This window comes from Gottfriedia endophytica, from assembly GCF_017814275.1.
In the GTDB taxonomy this organism is placed as follows: Bacteria; Bacillota; Bacilli; order Bacillales; family Bacillaceae_G; genus Gottfriedia; species Gottfriedia endophytica.
In genome coordinates this window covers 321,077-338,817 of the sequence record NZ_JAGIYQ010000004.1, presented here as the reverse complement: position 1 = coordinate 338,817, position 17,741 = coordinate 321,077, and the positions used below count along the sequence as shown (strand labels likewise).

The 17,741-nt window shown below is 32.4% G+C and carries 17 protein-coding genes and 1 riboswitch; of the genes, 4 read left to right on the top strand and 13 right to left on the bottom strand.

Annotation, left to right across the window (positions count from 1 at the left end; translation table 11 throughout):
- Window positions 1–78: 78 nt before the first annotated feature.
- Window positions 79–1,413 (bottom strand): TcaA 3rd/4th domain-containing protein, encoded by a 1,335-nt coding sequence (locus J5Y03_RS08245; RefSeq protein WP_209404454.1) that lies wholly within the window; start codon window positions 1,411–1,413, stop codon window positions 79–81.
- Window positions 1,414–1,583: 170 nt separating this feature from the next.
- Window positions 1,584–3,554 (bottom strand): methyl-accepting chemotaxis protein, encoded by a 1,971-nt coding sequence (locus tag J5Y03_RS08240; protein ID WP_209404452.1) that lies wholly within the window; start codon window positions 3,552–3,554, stop codon window positions 1,584–1,586.
- A gap of 539 nt (window positions 3,555–4,093) precedes the next feature.
- Between J5Y03_RS08240 and J5Y03_RS08235 the strand changes: the two genes are divergently transcribed.
- Window positions 4,094–4,789: a hypothetical protein gene (locus J5Y03_RS08235; RefSeq protein ID WP_209404450.1), complete on the top strand. Its 696-nt coding sequence runs from the start codon at window positions 4,094–4,096 to the stop codon at window positions 4,787–4,789.
- 108 nt (window positions 4,790–4,897) lie between these two features.
- On the opposite strand, the gene J5Y03_RS08230 is transcribed toward J5Y03_RS08235, so the two are convergent.
- Complete coding sequence (locus J5Y03_RS08230) at window positions 4,898–5,221, bottom strand: 2Fe-2S iron-sulfur cluster-binding protein (protein ID WP_209404448.1); 324 nt, start codon at window positions 5,219–5,221, stop codon at window positions 4,898–4,900.
- Between the two features lie 793 nt (window positions 5,222–6,014).
- On the opposite strand from J5Y03_RS08230, the gene lgt reads away from it, so the two are divergent.
- A complete protein-coding gene (gene lgt / locus J5Y03_RS08225; RefSeq protein WP_209404446.1) occupies window positions 6,015–6,827 on the top strand; it encodes a prolipoprotein diacylglyceryl transferase in 813 nt (270 codons plus the stop codon).
- 338 nt (window positions 6,828–7,165) lie between these two features.
- Here the strand turns inward: lgt and J5Y03_RS08220 are convergent, their stop codons facing one another.
- The 9 genes from J5Y03_RS08220 to J5Y03_RS08180 form a co-directional block, all read right to left on the bottom strand.
- The gene (locus J5Y03_RS08220) at window positions 7,166–7,957 is read right to left on the bottom strand and encodes a sulfite exporter TauE/SafE family protein (protein ID WP_209404444.1); all 792 of its coding nucleotides are present in this window, start codon (window positions 7,955–7,957) and stop codon (window positions 7,166–7,168) included.
- A gap of 59 nt (window positions 7,958–8,016) precedes the next feature.
- Window positions 8,017–8,244: a sulfurtransferase TusA family protein gene (locus J5Y03_RS08215; protein ID WP_209404442.1), complete on the bottom strand. Its 228-nt coding sequence runs from the start codon at window positions 8,242–8,244 to the stop codon at window positions 8,017–8,019.
- 175 nt (window positions 8,245–8,419) lie between these two features.
- A complete protein-coding gene (locus J5Y03_RS08210; protein WP_209404440.1) occupies window positions 8,420–9,547 on the bottom strand; it encodes an MBL fold metallo-hydrolase in 1,128 nt (375 codons plus the stop codon).
- A 37-nt stretch (window positions 9,548–9,584) separates the two neighbouring features.
- Entirely contained in the window at window positions 9,585–10,160 is a 576-nt protein-coding gene (locus tag J5Y03_RS08205; protein ID WP_209404438.1) for a sulfurtransferase TusA family protein, read from the bottom strand.
- A gap of 80 nt (window positions 10,161–10,240) precedes the next feature.
- Window positions 10,241–10,537, bottom strand: a complete 297-nt coding sequence (locus tag J5Y03_RS08200; protein WP_209404436.1) for a rhodanese-like domain-containing protein — start codon at window positions 10,535–10,537, stop codon at window positions 10,241–10,243.
- A gap of 25 nt (window positions 10,538–10,562) precedes the next feature.
- Window positions 10,563–10,922, bottom strand: coding sequence for a rhodanese-like domain-containing protein (locus J5Y03_RS08195; protein ID WP_209404434.1), 360 nt, complete (start codon window positions 10,920–10,922; stop codon window positions 10,563–10,565).
- Between the two features lie 21 nt (window positions 10,923–10,943).
- Entirely contained in the window at window positions 10,944–11,423 is a 480-nt protein-coding gene (locus tag J5Y03_RS08190) for a DsrE/DsrF/DrsH-like family protein (RefSeq protein WP_209404432.1), read from the bottom strand.
- A 144-nt stretch (window positions 11,424–11,567) separates the two neighbouring features.
- Entirely contained in the window at window positions 11,568–11,828 is a 261-nt protein-coding gene (locus tag J5Y03_RS08185) for a metal-sensitive transcriptional regulator (protein ID WP_209404430.1), read from the bottom strand.
- A 694-nt stretch (window positions 11,829–12,522) separates the two neighbouring features.
- Window positions 12,523–12,828, bottom strand: a complete 306-nt coding sequence (locus J5Y03_RS08180) for a hypothetical protein (protein WP_209404428.1) — start codon at window positions 12,826–12,828, stop codon at window positions 12,523–12,525.
- A 325-nt stretch (window positions 12,829–13,153) separates the two neighbouring features.
- A riboswitch (cyclic di-GMP riboswitch) is annotated at window positions 13,154–13,241 on the top strand.
- A 62-nt stretch (window positions 13,242–13,303) separates the two neighbouring features.
- Between J5Y03_RS08180 and J5Y03_RS08175 the strand changes: the two genes are divergently transcribed.
- The gene (locus tag J5Y03_RS08175; RefSeq protein ID WP_209404426.1) at window positions 13,304–13,657 is read left to right on the top strand and encodes a response regulator; all 354 of its coding nucleotides are present in this window, start codon (window positions 13,304–13,306) and stop codon (window positions 13,655–13,657) included.
- A gap of 248 nt (window positions 13,658–13,905) precedes the next feature.
- Here the strand turns inward: J5Y03_RS08175 and J5Y03_RS08170 are convergent, their stop codons facing one another.
- Window positions 13,906–14,886, bottom strand: coding sequence for an AI-2E family transporter (locus J5Y03_RS08170; protein WP_322099565.1), 981 nt, complete (start codon window positions 14,884–14,886; stop codon window positions 13,906–13,908).
- A gap of 518 nt (window positions 14,887–15,404) precedes the next feature.
- Between J5Y03_RS08170 and J5Y03_RS08165 the strand changes: the two genes are divergently transcribed.
- Window positions 15,405–17,093, top strand: a complete 1,689-nt coding sequence (locus J5Y03_RS08165) for a methyl-accepting chemotaxis protein (protein WP_209404422.1) — start codon at window positions 15,405–15,407, stop codon at window positions 17,091–17,093.
- Window positions 17,094–17,741 lie beyond the last annotated feature (648 nt).

Sequence of the window (17,741 nt, the reverse complement as noted above, 5' to 3'; positions counted from 1 at the left end):
TTTCTTAGCTCCAACGTCCAAGGGTGACGTTGGAGCTAGAAAGCTTTAGTCTTAAATAGATGTCTTAATTAATCACTTTCATTCATTATTCGTTACATCTTTAACTTCTTCAATGTTTGTCAGTTTCAACTGATTGTCTTCTCTTACAAAGCGATATAGAATTTCAAACTTCTTCTGGTTTGTATTTCCATATTTATCTGTAATCTCATATTGTTCTTGTGTCTTAATTTCCATCCCCGCATCATCTTGTTTGGAATCAATCACTGAGAACTGTAGTAGTTTCTGAGTAGAGCCTTGTTTGTTAATCATTTGTTGATAATCCGTCGACTGGAGAAAAGGTTGACTATTATGATCAAAAAGACCATTAATTAACTGCTTTTCCTCTAAATTATTATCCGATGAGCTTGAACCTGGAAGATATTTTGAAAAGAAATTTTTTATACTAGAGAAAAAACCATTATTTTCTTGTTCTGGTGCCTTTTTAGGTTCCGCAGGTTCAAATAACAAATCAACATATTTTCCAGTTACTGGTACTTCTTTTGTTCTAATTGTTTGACCATCCCGTTCAACCTGTGCAGATACCATTGTTTTTCCATCTAAAGTAAACGGCCCGTATTTCTCACCAGTTACAATTTTCTTTCCTGTATTTTTTCCATCGATTAATAGCACGGCTTCAGGCTCATTTGAATAGATTTCTACATAATCTGCATTAAATTCTAGATCTTTTACTAGTTTATTATTCGTTGCAGTAGCGAAATTTAATTCGTCTTTCTCTTTTAAGGTACTGTAGTCATTTTGGAAAAATGCTTTTACTTGGTACTCACCTGGTAATAATCTATGAAAAGTAATTTCTCCATCCTTTATAGTTGAATTCGTCCGTTTTCCATTTAACTCAATACCTACGCCATCGATTGGTGAATTAAGCACTAAGTCAAACGGCTCTGCGGAAATAGAATACTTTTGATAAAGCCCTAAAAATTTTCCACCTTTTTGCAATGTTAAAATCTTGTTTCCATTGTGATCTTTTAATACACCTTTACCATTTTTATAATTCGTTACTAAATCAGTTAGGTGATTCACCAAATCAGTATCCTTCAAATATTGTGTAAACAACTTTACAGATTGATCATCTAACGAAGCAGAAGTGCCACCTTTTTCAAGAATATCAGTCACTTTATTAATTTGATGCTCTTCAACTGCCCGTTGTAACACCTTTACTGTATGTTCTGGTGAATACATTGAACGCATTAGCAAATGGATCCCAATTAAACAGACAATTCCTATTCCTATCAATAAACTTATTCGATTCGGACGTTTAGGTACCCACTGAAATACTTTCTTTTTATTTTCTTTAATATGGCTTCTACTTTTACTTATATTTGGTTTTTCAAAAACGATCGTTTGTTCACTCATCCAAAGATACAAACTCCTTTCTATGCGAATATATATAGTTAGTATTAAATTTCATTAAAAGTAATACTATGATTCTACTAGATATTTAATATTTTTGGAATAAAGTGGACAAAAAAATAACAAGCCATCCATATAATAGATGACTTGTTATTTTAGTTTAACGTTTTACTTTACTCCTCTTCAGTCTTAAATGACTCAATTTCTTTTTTTAGTTCAATTGCTAATTTTGCTAATTCATTTACACTACTATTAATCTCTTCAGCCATTTTAAGTTGTTCTTTCGATTCATTTGCAGCTGCTTCAGTTGATTGGAACGATTCGGTTGCAATTTGTGATATTTCAGTAAAAGAAGCTGTTACTTCTTCTGTTGCGGCTGAAATTTGTTCTGATGTTGCTGATACTTCTTGAATTTGTTGATTCACCTTAGAAATTGACTCCGATACTTGAGTAAACTTCTCACCTGTTTGTTTTATTGCATGTAAACCATTGATTGTTTTGGTTTTCTCTTGCTCCATCGCCTCAATGATTAAATTGGTTTCAGCTTGAACGCTCGACAAGATTTCTGAAATTTTAACTGTAGAAGTCTTAGATCCTTCAGCTAACTTACGAATTTCTTGTGCTACAACTGCAAACCCTTTACCATGCTCTCCAGCTCGTGCAGCTTCTATAGAAGCATTCAATGCAAGTAAATTTGTTTGTTCAGAAATTGAGTTAATCACATTAATAATCGTATTAATTTCTTCAGATTTTTTTCCTAACTCTTGGACTAAGCTTGAACTATGCTCAACTGAATGGTGAATGCTTTCCATCTCAGAAATTCCTTTTTGTATATGTACACTTCCCTCTTCAACATTTTTGGTTGCATCTGTTGAAGATTCACTGGCTACTGAGAGTTTTTCAGCAACATACTGTACACCTGTTGCGATTTCTTCAGTTGCTACTGCAGACTCTTTCGTACTTGTCATTTGAACTTCTGCTCCACGGGACATGACTTCCATCGAGTTATTCATTTCTTTCGTAATATCTTTTACTTGTTCAATTGTTAGAGCTAGATTTTCAGACGATTCTGTTAGCCTGTGTGAAGTAAAATTTATCTTATTAATCAATTGAAGGAGCGAATTAATCATTTGATTAAATGCTTTACCTAATATTCCAAACTCATCATTTGAATTAATTGGAACTCGAACAGTTAAATCCCCATTACTTACTTGTTCTGTAACTGTTATTAATTGATTAATTGGATTTATGATCATCCTTAAAATAAAGAATGTAATCACCGCACCAACTAAGATAAATGCTATTACTACATATACGGTCGTCATTAAGATTGGGTTAGCTTGTTGCTTGAACTCATCATCTTGAATGATTCCAGATATCTTCCATCCGGTTATTTTATTCGTTTCAAATACCATTTCTTTCGGAGTGCCATTGAGTGTATAAGAAAATTGACCTTTTTCACTATTAAAAATAGGATTAATGACGTTATTAGGTAATGTTGATCCTTGTTTAAGAGTTGGATGAATAACTACTTTTTGATGATCATCTAAGATCATTGGAAAGCCATGCTCACCAATTTTTACATCTAATACTACTTTTCTTAATTCATTCAATTGAATATCTAATGCTACAACGCCGCTACCATCTGGTAATTCTTTAGCGATCGTTACGATTAGTGACTTTGTTGATGCATCTTCATATGGGCTCGTAATAATCATCTCACCCTGATGTTCCTTTGCTTTTTTGTACCAATCTCTCGTTCTTGGGTCATAGCCAGCCGGCATACTTTCATAAGGATATTGAAACATTTTTCCATCCTCTGTACCAGTATAAGCCGAACTAACCTCATTATGTGTCGTTACTAAGTCCTTAAAATTCTCCGTCAATATCGACGTATTTTTCTCTTCAAACATACTTTTATTAATCTTGTGAGATAGAAAGTCTATTAGTTCATAGTGGCTAGAAATTGTGTCTTGTACAGATCTATTTAATAATGTTACGTTCTCAGTTGCACTTTTAATAATATTTTGTTGTAGCTTGTTTTTAGCACTATTATAAGAAATCAGACCAATCATAATGCTTGGAACAACTAAAATAAATATCAAAAACAATAATAATTTCGTGCGAATTTTTAGCTTCTTCATTCCCTAATCTCCTTTTCAGCTCCCCTGAGATGAATACTTCATACATTACTTCGGATAAAACAGAGAGAGTTAAAGGAATTGTCATTTTGAAAATAATTTTTAATAAAAAACTTACACTCTTTTAATGTATTTAAATATTAAGATAATTCTATAAATTATTTCGGTATTCACCCTATCAATTAGGAATTTTACTTACTAGAAAGCAATCTGTAATCAAGTATATTTATTTATTTTTATGAAAAAATATTCAATTGTATTTTTTATCCATTTTATTTATATTCCAGCTATTTATTTTTTCAAAATACTAACCACATAAGTTTTAAAAGGAAAAAGTATGTAGCACCAACTAAGAATGTTTAATCTTAAGAGTAAGTTTCGATTACCTATTTTTATTCATACTCTATACGGAATATAAAAAGGTAATTTTACTCATTTAACATAATTTGATGTATAGTATAATTTATCTACATCAAGAGACACATCTAGACAAACTTTGTTTAGGTGTGTCTTTTTTTATTTAGTAAAGGAGGATTAACTTAGTGAAGAAATTTAGTTTACTAATCAGCATTGTTGTAGTAGCCGTATTAAGTATAGGTGCCATTTTACTTTATAAATCATTTCACCATACTGCCGAAACAACAACGGAACCAAAAAGTGGAAAATGGGGTAAAGTTTCATTAAATAGTAGAATGATAGGAAAAGTTGTCATTTTAAAAGATACACCCATAAACAAACAAAATGAAAATGGTGATTTAGTCAAGGCAGGCACTGCAAAAAAAGGACAAGAATACGGAGCTTATTCTTTAAGAGAATACGGATATGAATCAGCATATAACAATTATATTAGTTCTACACCAAATATTAAATTCATAAAAGCACCAGAAAAACAAATCAATCCTCTTCGGAAAACAGAACCATTCATAGTCAATGAGATTCTAAATACGGATGATTATGAGCTACACTCTGAGCAACCTGAATACTATATAATTGGTTTACATAATCTAAACAGAAAAATTTGGCTAGGGTATCAGCCAACAGGTAATGGACAAGAAATTTTCTTTAATGGAACGATTAAAAATGTCGAAAAAAACAAAATAACTTTCACATATGCTTATACAGATGATCCTTCAAAAAATGGAACTGGTACCTTTACCTTAAACGGAAAAAACATCAATCTACTATTTAAAAAAAATACAGATGGAAAAACTGAGAATATTACTTTTCCTATAAAATAAATAGAGTCAAAACTCTATTAGTGGAGTCCTATTGCTCGTTAATGTTGGGTATATTTCTATACTATTTCAGAACAAAAAAAGTGAAACTTCGCTAGGAAGTTTCACTCTTTATTCTACCGGTCTAGGGCCTGCCTCTAAGCCAGAGCTTTCAACTGTCATAACTGGTTTTACTGTTACATCGTCATTGACACGAACTTGACAAGACAAACGTAAATTGTCATCCTCTATCTGCTTTGCTGAAAATGCTTGCTGTTCAACACTTGTTAACTCATGAAAATCTCCTTCAAGCACTTCGACACGACAAGTTGTACATTTTGCATTTCCTCCGCAACGATGAAGAATATGTACACCATTATCTTCTAATGCTAATGTTAGCTTTGTTCCCTTTTCAACTTCAAATGTTCCATGACCTACTACAGTTACTTTTGGCATTTTCATTCACTCCTAATTGATGTGATTTATCTCAATCTTATTTATCGCCCTTTATTATACATTTTAGACATAAAAAGATTGGCGTCTTTTAAATAGTTTATATTTAATCTTCTACTAAAACCATTAATATACCTTTAAGATTCTAAAAAAAACAGCATATCTATGTTTTTCATAAACTATTTATAAAGTTCCATAATGAATACATTCAATTTCAATTGACTATACTTGATATAAAGGAAGTATGCAAACTGGCAGCATACTCCCTAGTAGCATTGAAGTTGATGCACTTTTGATTATATGCCAACCGTATTCTCCTTACCCTATTGAAACACTTTTTTCTGTCTAGTGGGACTAATTATTGTTTTTCATAAAGTTTAAAATAGAAAAAATGATTAAAATGAGGTCAATTATAGTATGTACTAATTGACAGATCAAATTAATCTTTTCGAATACTGGCACATAGATTACCTTCAATATTATGGAAGGCATCAGCTTCTACGCTACCGAAATAATCATATCAGCTCCACTTGATATCTAGCAAAATCCCAAAAATAATTAAATTGACTAAATTTCCGATTTTTAACTTTAAAAATAATATAATCAAGCCTATTTACTTTACTATTACTCTCAAAAATAGAAATTTGATATTTTGGGAGACTATACTAGATTTGAAATTGAAGGTATTAATTATGTTCTAAAAAACAAATACTTCAACAAGAATTTACCTATCCACAATCCTTAAATGATATAATAATGACATAATTTCTCGAATTAAAATTTGGAGGATCTCACTATGCACTCGAATCAGTTCCCATTAAATCCAATTGCATTTCATCTAGGACCAATTAGTGTGCATTGGTACGGCATTATTATTGGAGTAGGTGCTATTTTAGGCCTATATATGGCTTCACGTGAATGTGAAAAAAGAGGAATACCTTCCGAAACACTTGTGGACTTAGTCATGTACGCATTACCAATTGCTATTCTTTCAGCTAGAACTTACTATGTATTATTTGAGTGGAGTTATTATAAAAATCATTTAAGCGAAATTCCTGCAATTTGGAATGGTGGACTTGCAATTCATGGTGGTTTAATTGGTGGTACAATTACAGCAATTGTTTTTACACGAAAACGAAATATATCGTTTTGGAAATTAGCAGATATTACTGCACCAAGCATACTATTAGGACAAGCCATTGGAAGATGGGGAAACTTCATGAATCAAGAGGCTCATGGTGGCCCTGTTTCAAGAGCATTTCTTGAGAATCTGCATATCCCATCATTTATCATCAATCAGATGGATATTCATGGTGTTTATTATCATCCAACGTTTTTGTATGAATCCATTTGGAGTTTTATTGGTGTGATCGTGCTCATTTCATTGCGTAAGGTCAATCTTTATCGAGGAGAAATATTTTTAACATATCTTATTTGGTACTCAATTGGACGATTCTTTATAGAAGGTATGAGAACTGATAGCTTGATGCTAACAAGTCACTTACGAATTGCACAAGTAATCTCTATTGTGATTATAACTGGTAGTCTACTAGTAATACTTATTAGAAGAATGAAAGGTTCTAATTCTGAACGCTATTTAACAAATTAATAAGCCTAAGGAAGAAATCAGCGATACATTTTACTTGTATCGCTTTTTTATCGATTCATCGAAATAAAGAAAGGCTGTTTTCGTATACATTGTTGCTATTATAGTATGTGTAAGTTGATTTCCACTCCAGGGTGCTCGCTTTCCTAGGGGCGTGAGCTGAGCCTCCTCGTCGCATACGCTCCTGTGGGGTCTCTCAGCCTTCACACATCTCCCACAGGAGCCTGGGCACCCTTCTATTCCAATCAACTTCTCTCTTTTGAATATCAAAACCTAAAAAACAACAATTTTAAAAAGAGCCTAAAGAAAAGACCACAATGAAAGTGGCCCATCTCATATATTTATTGAATCCATGAATGAATAATCGTAATCCATATTTTCAAGGCAGTGATACTTATCAAAATAGCTAGAATTTTTTGCAACACCTTTACATTCAATTTCTTTCCTATTTTAGCACCTAAAGGAGAAGCTATTAGACTAGCAATTACTACTATAATTGTAGGTAATAAAATAACTTGTCCCGTTGTAACCTTCCCGATTGTTACACCTATTGATGACATAAATGTAATAGCAAGGGAAGATGCAATAGTTACACGTGTTGGTATTTTTAAGATTGTTAACATAATAGGAACTAATAGAAATGCTCCTCCTGCTCCAACTACACCTGCGCTTATACCCACAACAAATGCTAAACTAACAGCAAGCCATTTATTGATGTTCAGTTGTTCTCCTAGATTAAAATCTACTTCTTTCTTAGGGATAAACATCAATACTACTGCAATGAGTGCGAGTATACCATATACTAGATTAATCCCCTGTTCTGAAAGTAAATCGGATCCAAATCCACCAATAAAACTACCAATTAATACACTTGTTCCCATAAACAGTATGACAGTTTTATTCAAAAACCCGCTCTTTCGATACGTCATTACTCCGCTAAGTGTGGCAAAAAACACTTGTAAAGCACTAATACCAGAAACCTGGTGACTAGTAAAAGCAGCGAAGCCTAAGAGAGGTGGTACATAAAGTAGAAGCGGAAAGTTAATAATCGCTCCTCCTATACCGACCATACCTGAAATGAAAGAGCCTATAAATCCAATTAGAAATAGAACAATGATAAAGGTCCATTCCATTTTAAGACCTCCTAAATAGAGAAAAGCACTCTACTGTGCTTTTCCCTATACAAATATTATTAACCTTTCTTAATCCAAAACTTTAAAACGTCATTTTCTTCCTCATGTTTCACTAACTCATGTCCGCCAGATTTTGCCCAAGCAGTTAAGTCATTTTTTGCACCTTGATCTGTTGTATGAATTTCTAACACTTGACCAGCTTCAAGCTCAGCTAATGCTTTCTTTGTTTTTACAATTGGCATTGGACATGCTAATCCCTTTGCGTCTAATACTTTTGTTGATTCCATATTAAAAACCTCCTATTAGTAAAATTATCCCGCTATTCGCGGGCAGTAAGACCCCCAACCACGAGATTGAGAAAGTAGCCAAGAAGTTATGTGGTGGATAACTGCCCGTAAAAGCCCGATTGGTCGGGCTAACCGTCAGTGGAGGATGACCCCCCCCACTGACGGAAGTTTCACTTTATCGAACGGCACAACGGTTTGGACCAATTTCCATTTCACGTTGTTCTTTCTCGTTTGGCGTGATTTTCCCCATATTTGTTTCACGAATTTCTTGGTAAGAATTTGGTTGAGGTGGTAAGTTTTCTGTAACCATCTTTTTGAACTCAATTTCATTCTCAATATTCAAACCATGATTATTTGCAAATAATGTACCTAGCTTTTCAGAAACTGAACCATCTTCATTTAATTCTTCAATAATCATAAAGTGAGCTGGTAAGACGATTAACTCATCAGATAATTCTCGATAGCGTTTATAAAGCGTTTCTCTTAAATCGCCAACCCAATTTTCTACTAACCCCGCTAAATCTGGTCTACCAATTGAATCAATGAATAAAATATCTCCAGAAAGTAAGAACTTTTCGTCTACAACAAAAGAAGTTGATCCAATTGTATGACCTGGAGAGTAGATTGCGTCAATTGTAATCTTTGTATTACCAATCACTATTTCATTGCCACCATCTAATGGCTCGTAGGAAAATGTAACTTCTGTTGCATCTTTCGGAGGTAACCAGTACGTTGCCCCTGTTTTTCCGGCAATTTTTCTTCCACCTGAAATATGGTCTGCATGAAGATGAGTATCAAAAACATGCGTAATCTTTGCTCCAATACCTTCTGCAAACTCAAGAAAAATATCCGTCATTCGTGTTGCATCAATAATTGCCGCTTCTCCATTTGATACAACCATATAAGACAAGCAACCTTTACCAATACGCACAAATTGATATAATTCTCCACCGTCTTTTAAATCTCCTACTTTTACAGGCTCTAAATGCTCACTCCATGCTTTCATTCCACCCTTTAAATAAGAAACAATTAGACCCGCTTCAGAAAGCATATCTGCGATCATAATCGATGAGCCTTCCTTCGCACAAACGACTAAAACTTCTTTATTAGTTGGAATCCTATCTAAAATTTCTTCAACACCATCAAGTAATTCAAAATAGGGAACATTTAAATGTTGAAAATTTTCTCCTTCAATTTTCCAATCTGCAAAATCAGTTTCATTGCGCACATCTAAGATAAATAATTCTTCTTTGTTGAATACTTTTTTTGTAACTTCTTTCGCTAACATTGGATTAACCGTCATTTTTTTATCCCCCCACCTTCTTCATTCACTTAAAAATTTATCCTTTAAAACCTGTTGTTTCACCAGACCACTGACCCATGCCAGGCACAACGTTTACGACTTTATTAAAACCATTCGCCACCATTTTTTGCGCAGCTAAATCACTTCTGTTCCCTGATCGGCATACCACATAAATTTCGTCTTCCTTGTTCAATTCAGAAAGACGCTCTTCTAACTCACCTAAAGGAATAGAGATTGCATTCGTAATATGATGGAATGCATACTCTGCTTCTTCCCTTACATCAAGTACAACAACCTTTTCATTTGAATGAAGTTTGTTCTCTAATTCCTCATTTGAAATAACGTTTGAATAGTTTAACTCAATGGTTTGATCGCTAGAAGATTTTCTTAAGTAATGCTTTAATACACCTTCTTCTTCCACATAGCCTAAATACTGATGACCTGTACTTTCAGCCCAAGCTTTTAGATCAGCTTTTGAACCTATATCCGTTGCTTGTACTTCTAATACTTGACCTGCTTCTATTCCATTCATTACTTTTTTAGTTTTTACAATCGGCATTGGACATGCTAATCCTTTAGCATCTAATTGAACATGTGATTTAATTGTTTCCATTTTCTATACCTCCCGATTTATCCCCACTGATGGAAGTTTTACTAAATACCACTATAGGTATCTAGCAATCTAAAAAAATATTATTCAATGTCTCCATTCCAAGAAAGCATTCCACCTGTCACATTCATAACATGAAACCCACGACTTTCAAGGAATTCTGTCGCACGACCACTTCTACCACCTGAACGACAAACTAAAACATATTCTTTTGATTTATCTAAATCCTGTAGACGAAACTCAATTAAACCAAGTGGAATGTTGATAGCTCCTGGTATTTTACCAGTTGCAACTTCATCTGTTTCACGAACATCAATCAGATTAACTGTCTTTCCTTCATCTAATAACTTCTCTAAATCTACTGCTGTTATTTCTTTCACCGTACTTCCTCTCCTTTTCTATTAATTATGACCAGGCACTCATTCCGCCTTTTACATTCGTTACTTGCGTGAACCCTAATTTCTTTAGCACTTTACTTGCTTTGTTACTTCTCATTCCACTATGACAAATCACAACGACTTCTTTGTCTTTCGAAAGAGTATTTGCTTTCCCCTTTAGCTGATGAAGTGGAATATTTTTAAATCCTTTAATGTGATTACCACTAAACTCACCGGGTGTTCGAACATCGATGTATTGCTTATTTTCATCGTTTAACTGATTCTTTAATTCTGCTGTTGAAATTTGTTTAACACCTTTTGAAGGTAATAACATTCGCAATAAGAAGTATGCGATTAGTACAATTAGGATGATATTGATATAGTTCATTTCATTACCTCTTTTCAGATATTAAATAAACAAATTAACTTTTCCTTCTTCTGCATCTCCTATATAGGCTGCTACACCTGCATATTCAATGTTTTCTAATAGTTCCTCTTTTTGAAGACCAAGTAAATCCATAGTCATAGTACAAGCGACAAGTTTGACATCTTGTTCCTGCGCCATTTCAATTAATTGAGGCAGAGGTAGAGCATTATGTTTTTTTATTACTTCCTTAATCATTTTCGGACCAAAACCAGCAAAATTCATTTTTGAAAGTCCCATTTTATCTGCGCCTCTTGGCATCATTTTCCCAAACATTTTTTCTAAAAATCCTTTTTTAACAGCTACTTGTTCATCTTTTCGTAATGCATTTAATCCCCAAAATGTGTGGAAAATTGTTACTTCATGGTCAAATGCTGCCGCACCGTTTGCAATAATATAAGCTGCCATTGCTTTGTCATACTCACCACTGAATAGGATAATATTGGTTTTTTTCGTTTCTGCCATTTTAATCTCCTCCGATTTTCCCTATTTATACCTTGTTGGGTATTTTACCAATTAAAAAAATAATAGACTCTATTACTTAATATTAAACTAATTACCCATTAGGGTATAAGAATTTTGAAAATAAAAGAGGGGATCACCCCTTCTTTATCTACTTTTCACAAGTAAATTTACGGCTTCTTTTACTAATTCCTCAGCATTTTGACCGTTTGCATCTGCATGTCTTACACATTCTACAAGATTAGAACTAACAATTACACCAATTGTCCGATCAATTGCAGTTCTAGCTGCGGATAATTGTGTAATGACTTCCTTACAGTCTTTATCTTCTTCCATCATTTTCAAAATTCCTCTAAGCTGTCCCTCAATTCGCTTGATTCTATTTTTAACTTGATTATTGTAATCCAAGGATTTCCCTCCTACTTGGTTTTTCTTAAAACTATTTTTTATATAATAGAACAGATATTATTTCATATAGTTAGTATTAACAAAAACGGAATGCTAACCTCTATTTAATATAAAAAAGATTACCTTATGAACTTATAGTATACCCTAGTGGGTATTTAGTCAACAAAATACTATCTCCTTTTTAGACTCTTTATGAATGGACAACAAAAGCGATTTGAACTTTATTTTCTGAATACTTATAGGCTTAATTGTTAATACTTTTGGTAAAGGAAGTATGCAAAATGGCTGCATACTCCCTAGTAGCAATGAAGTTGATGCTCCTTTGACTATATGCCAACCGTATTCTCCTCTCCTAGCAAATTGTTTCTTTGCTGTAATTAGCTATTCTTTGTTTTTAATTGTGGTAAGAATAGAAAATACCATTAAAATGATTTCAATTAGAGTATGTACTAATTGAATGATCAAATTAAGTTTTTCAAAAACTGGCACATAGATCCCCTCCATTATTGGAGGGCATTGACTTCTATGCTACCTACGTAATCATACCAAGTTACCTAATCTAAAACAGAATTTTATTGACCTTACATTTATTCAAATCCATAAAAAAATTGAGAACTTTTTGTCCCCAATTTTTTCCACATTATATTCACAATTCAAATGGTGACAGGCACTATACAACAGGCACCATACACAATCAAACTGCCATAGCTAATTCAGTAATCTCCACTTTTGTTGTTGTACTATTTTTTTGATACATGACAACTGCATCCATTGGATTTCCGAGTTGATCTAATACAAAATCCTGTAAAACGACTTTTCGATCCTCTAGTTTTTTGGATTTTCCGTCATTCATTCTTAGAATATATTCTTTTCCAGGCTCTAAATATACTCTTTCTTCAAGGATTAATTTTTCTCCTACTGCTCGAAAACTTTTAATTTCAACAGATACAACATTAGTTCCTTCATCTAAATGGTATTGGATATCTTTGAATTTACTCATTTTTTTACCTCGACAATGTTATGATAATTAAATTATAATAAGTAAATTTCAAGAAAACAATATGAGGAAAATACCGATTTTGTTAGTCAAATTTCGTATAAATTCAAATTTCAAAAGGTATTTTGCTTTATTTTCTCTACAATAAAATCCCCTTAAACCTTAGTATTTCCAAACATTTTGGACATTTTCTCAATATTAATTGAATTCAACCTTCAGAACGAATTTCAATCATACTTACATGATAAATTAGACCTATACCAATCATTTGAATCGTTTGAATACATATCTTTCAACCTATTTAACATCAAAATTCGACATGTTACTATTCTCATATGGGCAAATTTTATGAAAGTAAAAGACGCAAAGCCACGGGCCTAAAACAACGTGCTTGTCATGGTAGCCGGGTTACAAATGAAATTAGTTTAATAAGGACTACTTTCCTATTTTGCTTAAATTCTTTGGAAAGGTGTACTATATGAAAACTGTATTAATTGCAGATGATTCCTCTTTCATGCGGAATTGGATAAAGCAGCTTCTAGATGACGAAAACTATTTTGTAATTGCTGAAGCTGAAAATGGAGTACAGGCTGTTGAAAAGTATAAAGTGTTTTTACCTGATATTCTTATATTGGACATTACAATGCCATTACTTAATGGTATTGAAGCACTTAAGCAACTGGTAAGGTTCGATTCAAAAGCCAAAATTGTCATGTGTTCTTCACTAGGACAGCAACCATTTATTATTGAAGCAACTAAAATTGGTGCAAAAGATTTTATTGTGAAACCACATTTCAAAAATTTAAATCATATCTTGGATAAAATTAGTTAGTACTCTTGATCATAGTATTTGCAGCAAATCTTACTGTATAAATATCTCAATTTTCCATAAAACAAATTATTATCAAATACTTTTTCATTTTATTCAAAAGTGATGTGAGGCTGAATCTTAACTTAGATTCAGCCTCATTACTATTCATCATCCATTGCTAACCAATCCACAAAAAAAGTCGAGGAATTATCCCCCGACTTTTCCACAACATATTCACATTTCAAAAAGTGACAGGCACCGCTACACTGCTATTTCCCCTTCACTTTCTTCGGTTCAGCCATATTAACACCCGCCATATCTAAGAAGAACATCAATAATGGTAATCCGATTAGTAGACCCCATATTCCTAAATAGTGTTCAGCAACTGTTAGTGTTAAAAATGTGAAGAAGATTGGCAGCTTTGTTCTGATGGACATCAGTTTAGGATTTAATACATAGCTTTCTAAAGCATGAAGGACAAGGATCATAATAACGACAGATAAAACTTTTGATAATCCTCCAATTTTAAAAGCAATAATTGCAAGAGGGATAAAGGAAATAGCTACCCCTGCAACAGGTATTAATCCTAAAATAAAGATCATGAATCCAAGTCCAATAACTTCACTGAATCCTAAAATAGCTAACATAATCACAGATAAAAATCCATTAATTAAAGAAATTAATATTTGCATTTGAAGGACTTTTCCAAACGAATTTAAAAAGTTCCTTCCAAAATAACTGTAATAAGAATAATAGAATGATAATTTGCTTGCTTCTATTTTTTTTCCGAATCGAATGATTTCATTTCTTTCAATGATAAAGAAAAAGCTTAATAAAAAGGCAATAAAGAATTGAATACTAACTTCACTTATATGAGGGATAATATTTATCAGCGCATCCCCTGCCTCTTTTAAATACTTTCCAATATTTATATTTTTAATCAATGAAACAATTTTAGGGTCCAAATTCATCGTGTATTTATCGATTTGGAAAGAAGAAAACTCTCTACCAATCACCATGAGCTGTTGCATTAAAAGAGGAATATATCTAACAAGGGTAAATACAAATCCAAAGATTAACAAAATGTACATAAAGAGGGTAATGAAAATGCTCTTTACAGGTATGAATAAATTTACTTTCTTGTAAAGAAACTGCTGAAAAGTATATAAAAGGTAAGTAAATAAAAACGTCAACAATATTAGATTTATAAGTCCTCTCACACTAAACAGCAAAAGAATTAAAATGATCACCGCAATAATTTTTTTAACAGCAACATCTTGAAAAAAATTTTTTATCAAATCCTTATACCATTCCTTTATTTCTATTTTTTAAATTACAAAGAATGCGTTCTTTCTTGAAGTATAGACTTATCAAGTTTACATGTGTACACCAAAACTAGCTACACAATTTAATTATATCTGATAATACCCCCTAATTGTAAGGTTTTAATTAGGATTACCATAAGTCTACATTAAAAAAACTAAAATTGTCTTTTATATTGGTGAGATTTTTCTTTTATTTCTGCTTATTTGGTATTAGGACTTAATTGTAAAAGTAAATTGACGATATAAGAATAGGTTTAAGCAAACTCTTTATAGTGTCACTCTTATTTTATTAATTAATACGAAACGTTTTAACAAAAAATGATTCTTTTTTCAAATTCAGTAGAAAAATCTACTTTTTTATCCTACAAAAATTGATTTAAAAAGAGTGAGTAAATGCTTTTATTAAAAATTTAGATTTAGTTACCTAGAGAGGACAAGAGCTAATGAAACGAGTTAAAACTAGGCTAATCGTTATCATCTCAACATTAATCGTTACAATTATTGGGATTGGCATTTTTTCGATTAACTCATTAAAAGATTCAGTAAACCAAACCGATTTATTAAAACAAAAAATGGAAATGCAAAAAACCATGAAACATATACAATTTAGGTTGGCTGGACTTTCTAATGATGAAAGAGGTTATTTATTAACTGATAAAAATGATTTTGCTATAGAGATGAAAAACAAGGCTAGTGAGATCCAACAGAACATCAATTCATTAAAAGATTTAAATACAAATACTCAAAACAGGCAAACAATAAATGATTTAGATCAAAACTTTAATAAGTATTGGAGCATAAGTCAAGAAGTCATTACATTAAAAAGCACACAGCCTAAAGAAGCTAGTGACCTTCATTTTGGTAATGAAAGAGACATAAGAAAAAACTTATTAGATCCTTCAGTCAATAAAATTATTAGTTCCTTGGATAGTGAAGTTAACCTATTAATGAAAAATCATATTAATACGACAGATACTAGGAAATTAATACTTTTTATAACAACAATTATTTCATCCATATTCGGGATCGTTTTAGGAGTAATCTTATTAATCTCGATCATGCGCCCATTAAAACTTTTGAACAATCAAATGCTAGACATCGCTGAAGGTGAAGCTGATTTAACAAAAACGATATTAGTTAAGAATAAAGATGAATTTGGCGAATTAGCTAGTTCATTTAATAAATTTATGTCTTCATTACGTGAATTAGTGATAAAAATTGCTGATTCCTCAGAACAAATTACAGCAGCGTCTGAAGAATTCTCGGCTAGTTCAGAACAGTCTAAAGAAACTTCAGAGCAGATTTCCTATTCAATGCAGCAAATTGCAAGCCAATCTACTGATCATGCCATGATGACTAAGACTAGTCTAGAATCCATAAATGACTCAATGACAGGGTTAATGACTATTTCGACTAACACATCAAATGTTGCAGATTTTTCATATTCGATGAAAATGCAGGCAGATAAAGGTGCAACATCGTTAAAACAAGTTGCCCAGCAAATGGCTTCTATTCATAATTCTGTAGATATTGCTGATAAAGGGATTAATAATCTTGCTTCACATGCTATCAAAATCGATAACATTACGACATTAATCAATCAAATATCTGACCAAACAAACCTACTCGCACTTAATGCAGCCATTGAAGCTGCTAGAGCTGGTGAATATGGTAAAGGCTTTTCCGTTGTTGCAGATGAAGTGAAAAAACTAGCAGAGCAGTCAAATGAATCGGCTAAACAAATAAAAGAAATCATTCAAAACATTCAGACGGAAACGAAAGAAACTGTTCATATGATTAGCTTGGTAAAAGAGAATGTATCAGAAGGAATCGAATTATCACAATCTACATCCGTGCAATTCAAGGAAATTATTGGAGCAATCGAACAAGTATCATCACAAATCCAAGAAATTGCTGCAACTTCTGAGCAAATTAGCTCAGGATTTCATGTGATATCGCACTCTGTAGAAGAGATTGCAAGTGGAACAAATGAAACATCTAATAGTACTGAAGAAATTGCAGCAGCAACTGAAGAACAGCTTGCTTCATTAGAAGAAATATCAAATGCAGCTACTTCATTAGCTAAGCTTGCAGAGCATGTTCAAGGGCTAGTTTTAAGGTTCAAGGTTTAAAGGGCAGGGATTAGGATCTAGGGATGAGGAAATAAGGAATAAGGAATACGGGATAAGGATTTAGAGAAAGAGCCAGTTTACTTCTATTAATATGAAGTAAATGGCTTTTTTTAGTTGGCTCTTTTCTAACAGATTGTGGCTATTTAAAATATAAATAAACACAAAAATAGTGGAGGTATCAACTTAATTATTGATAACTACATATACTATAATTATGGTTATAACTATTCCTATAAAAAACATGTTAGTCGGAAGGAATTTTAGTACCCAAAAAGCGGTCATAATTGTCGCTACTAAGAGAAACGGTAACCAATTTTCATGAGTGAATTTATTTTTGTTTAATAAAACAATTAAATACCCTATTAATGGTAATATTAAACAGATTGTATATAAAAAGTTATCTTTTAAATACCAAGGTCTATTTTCCATAAATTTTCTCCATGAGATTTTATGTTTTTTCTAAAGTTTCCAACTTTTTTAGATTATTTCTATCTTTTTTACCAATACAATAATAAAAAAAAAGCATTCCATGGCTGATTAATAGTGACTATTTATCAGCCATGGAATGCTTAGTTACTTACTTGATTTAATCCCTAAAATTACTCAAACCTCTGAAGCACTTTCTTCATTATCTTCTTTCAATTCATA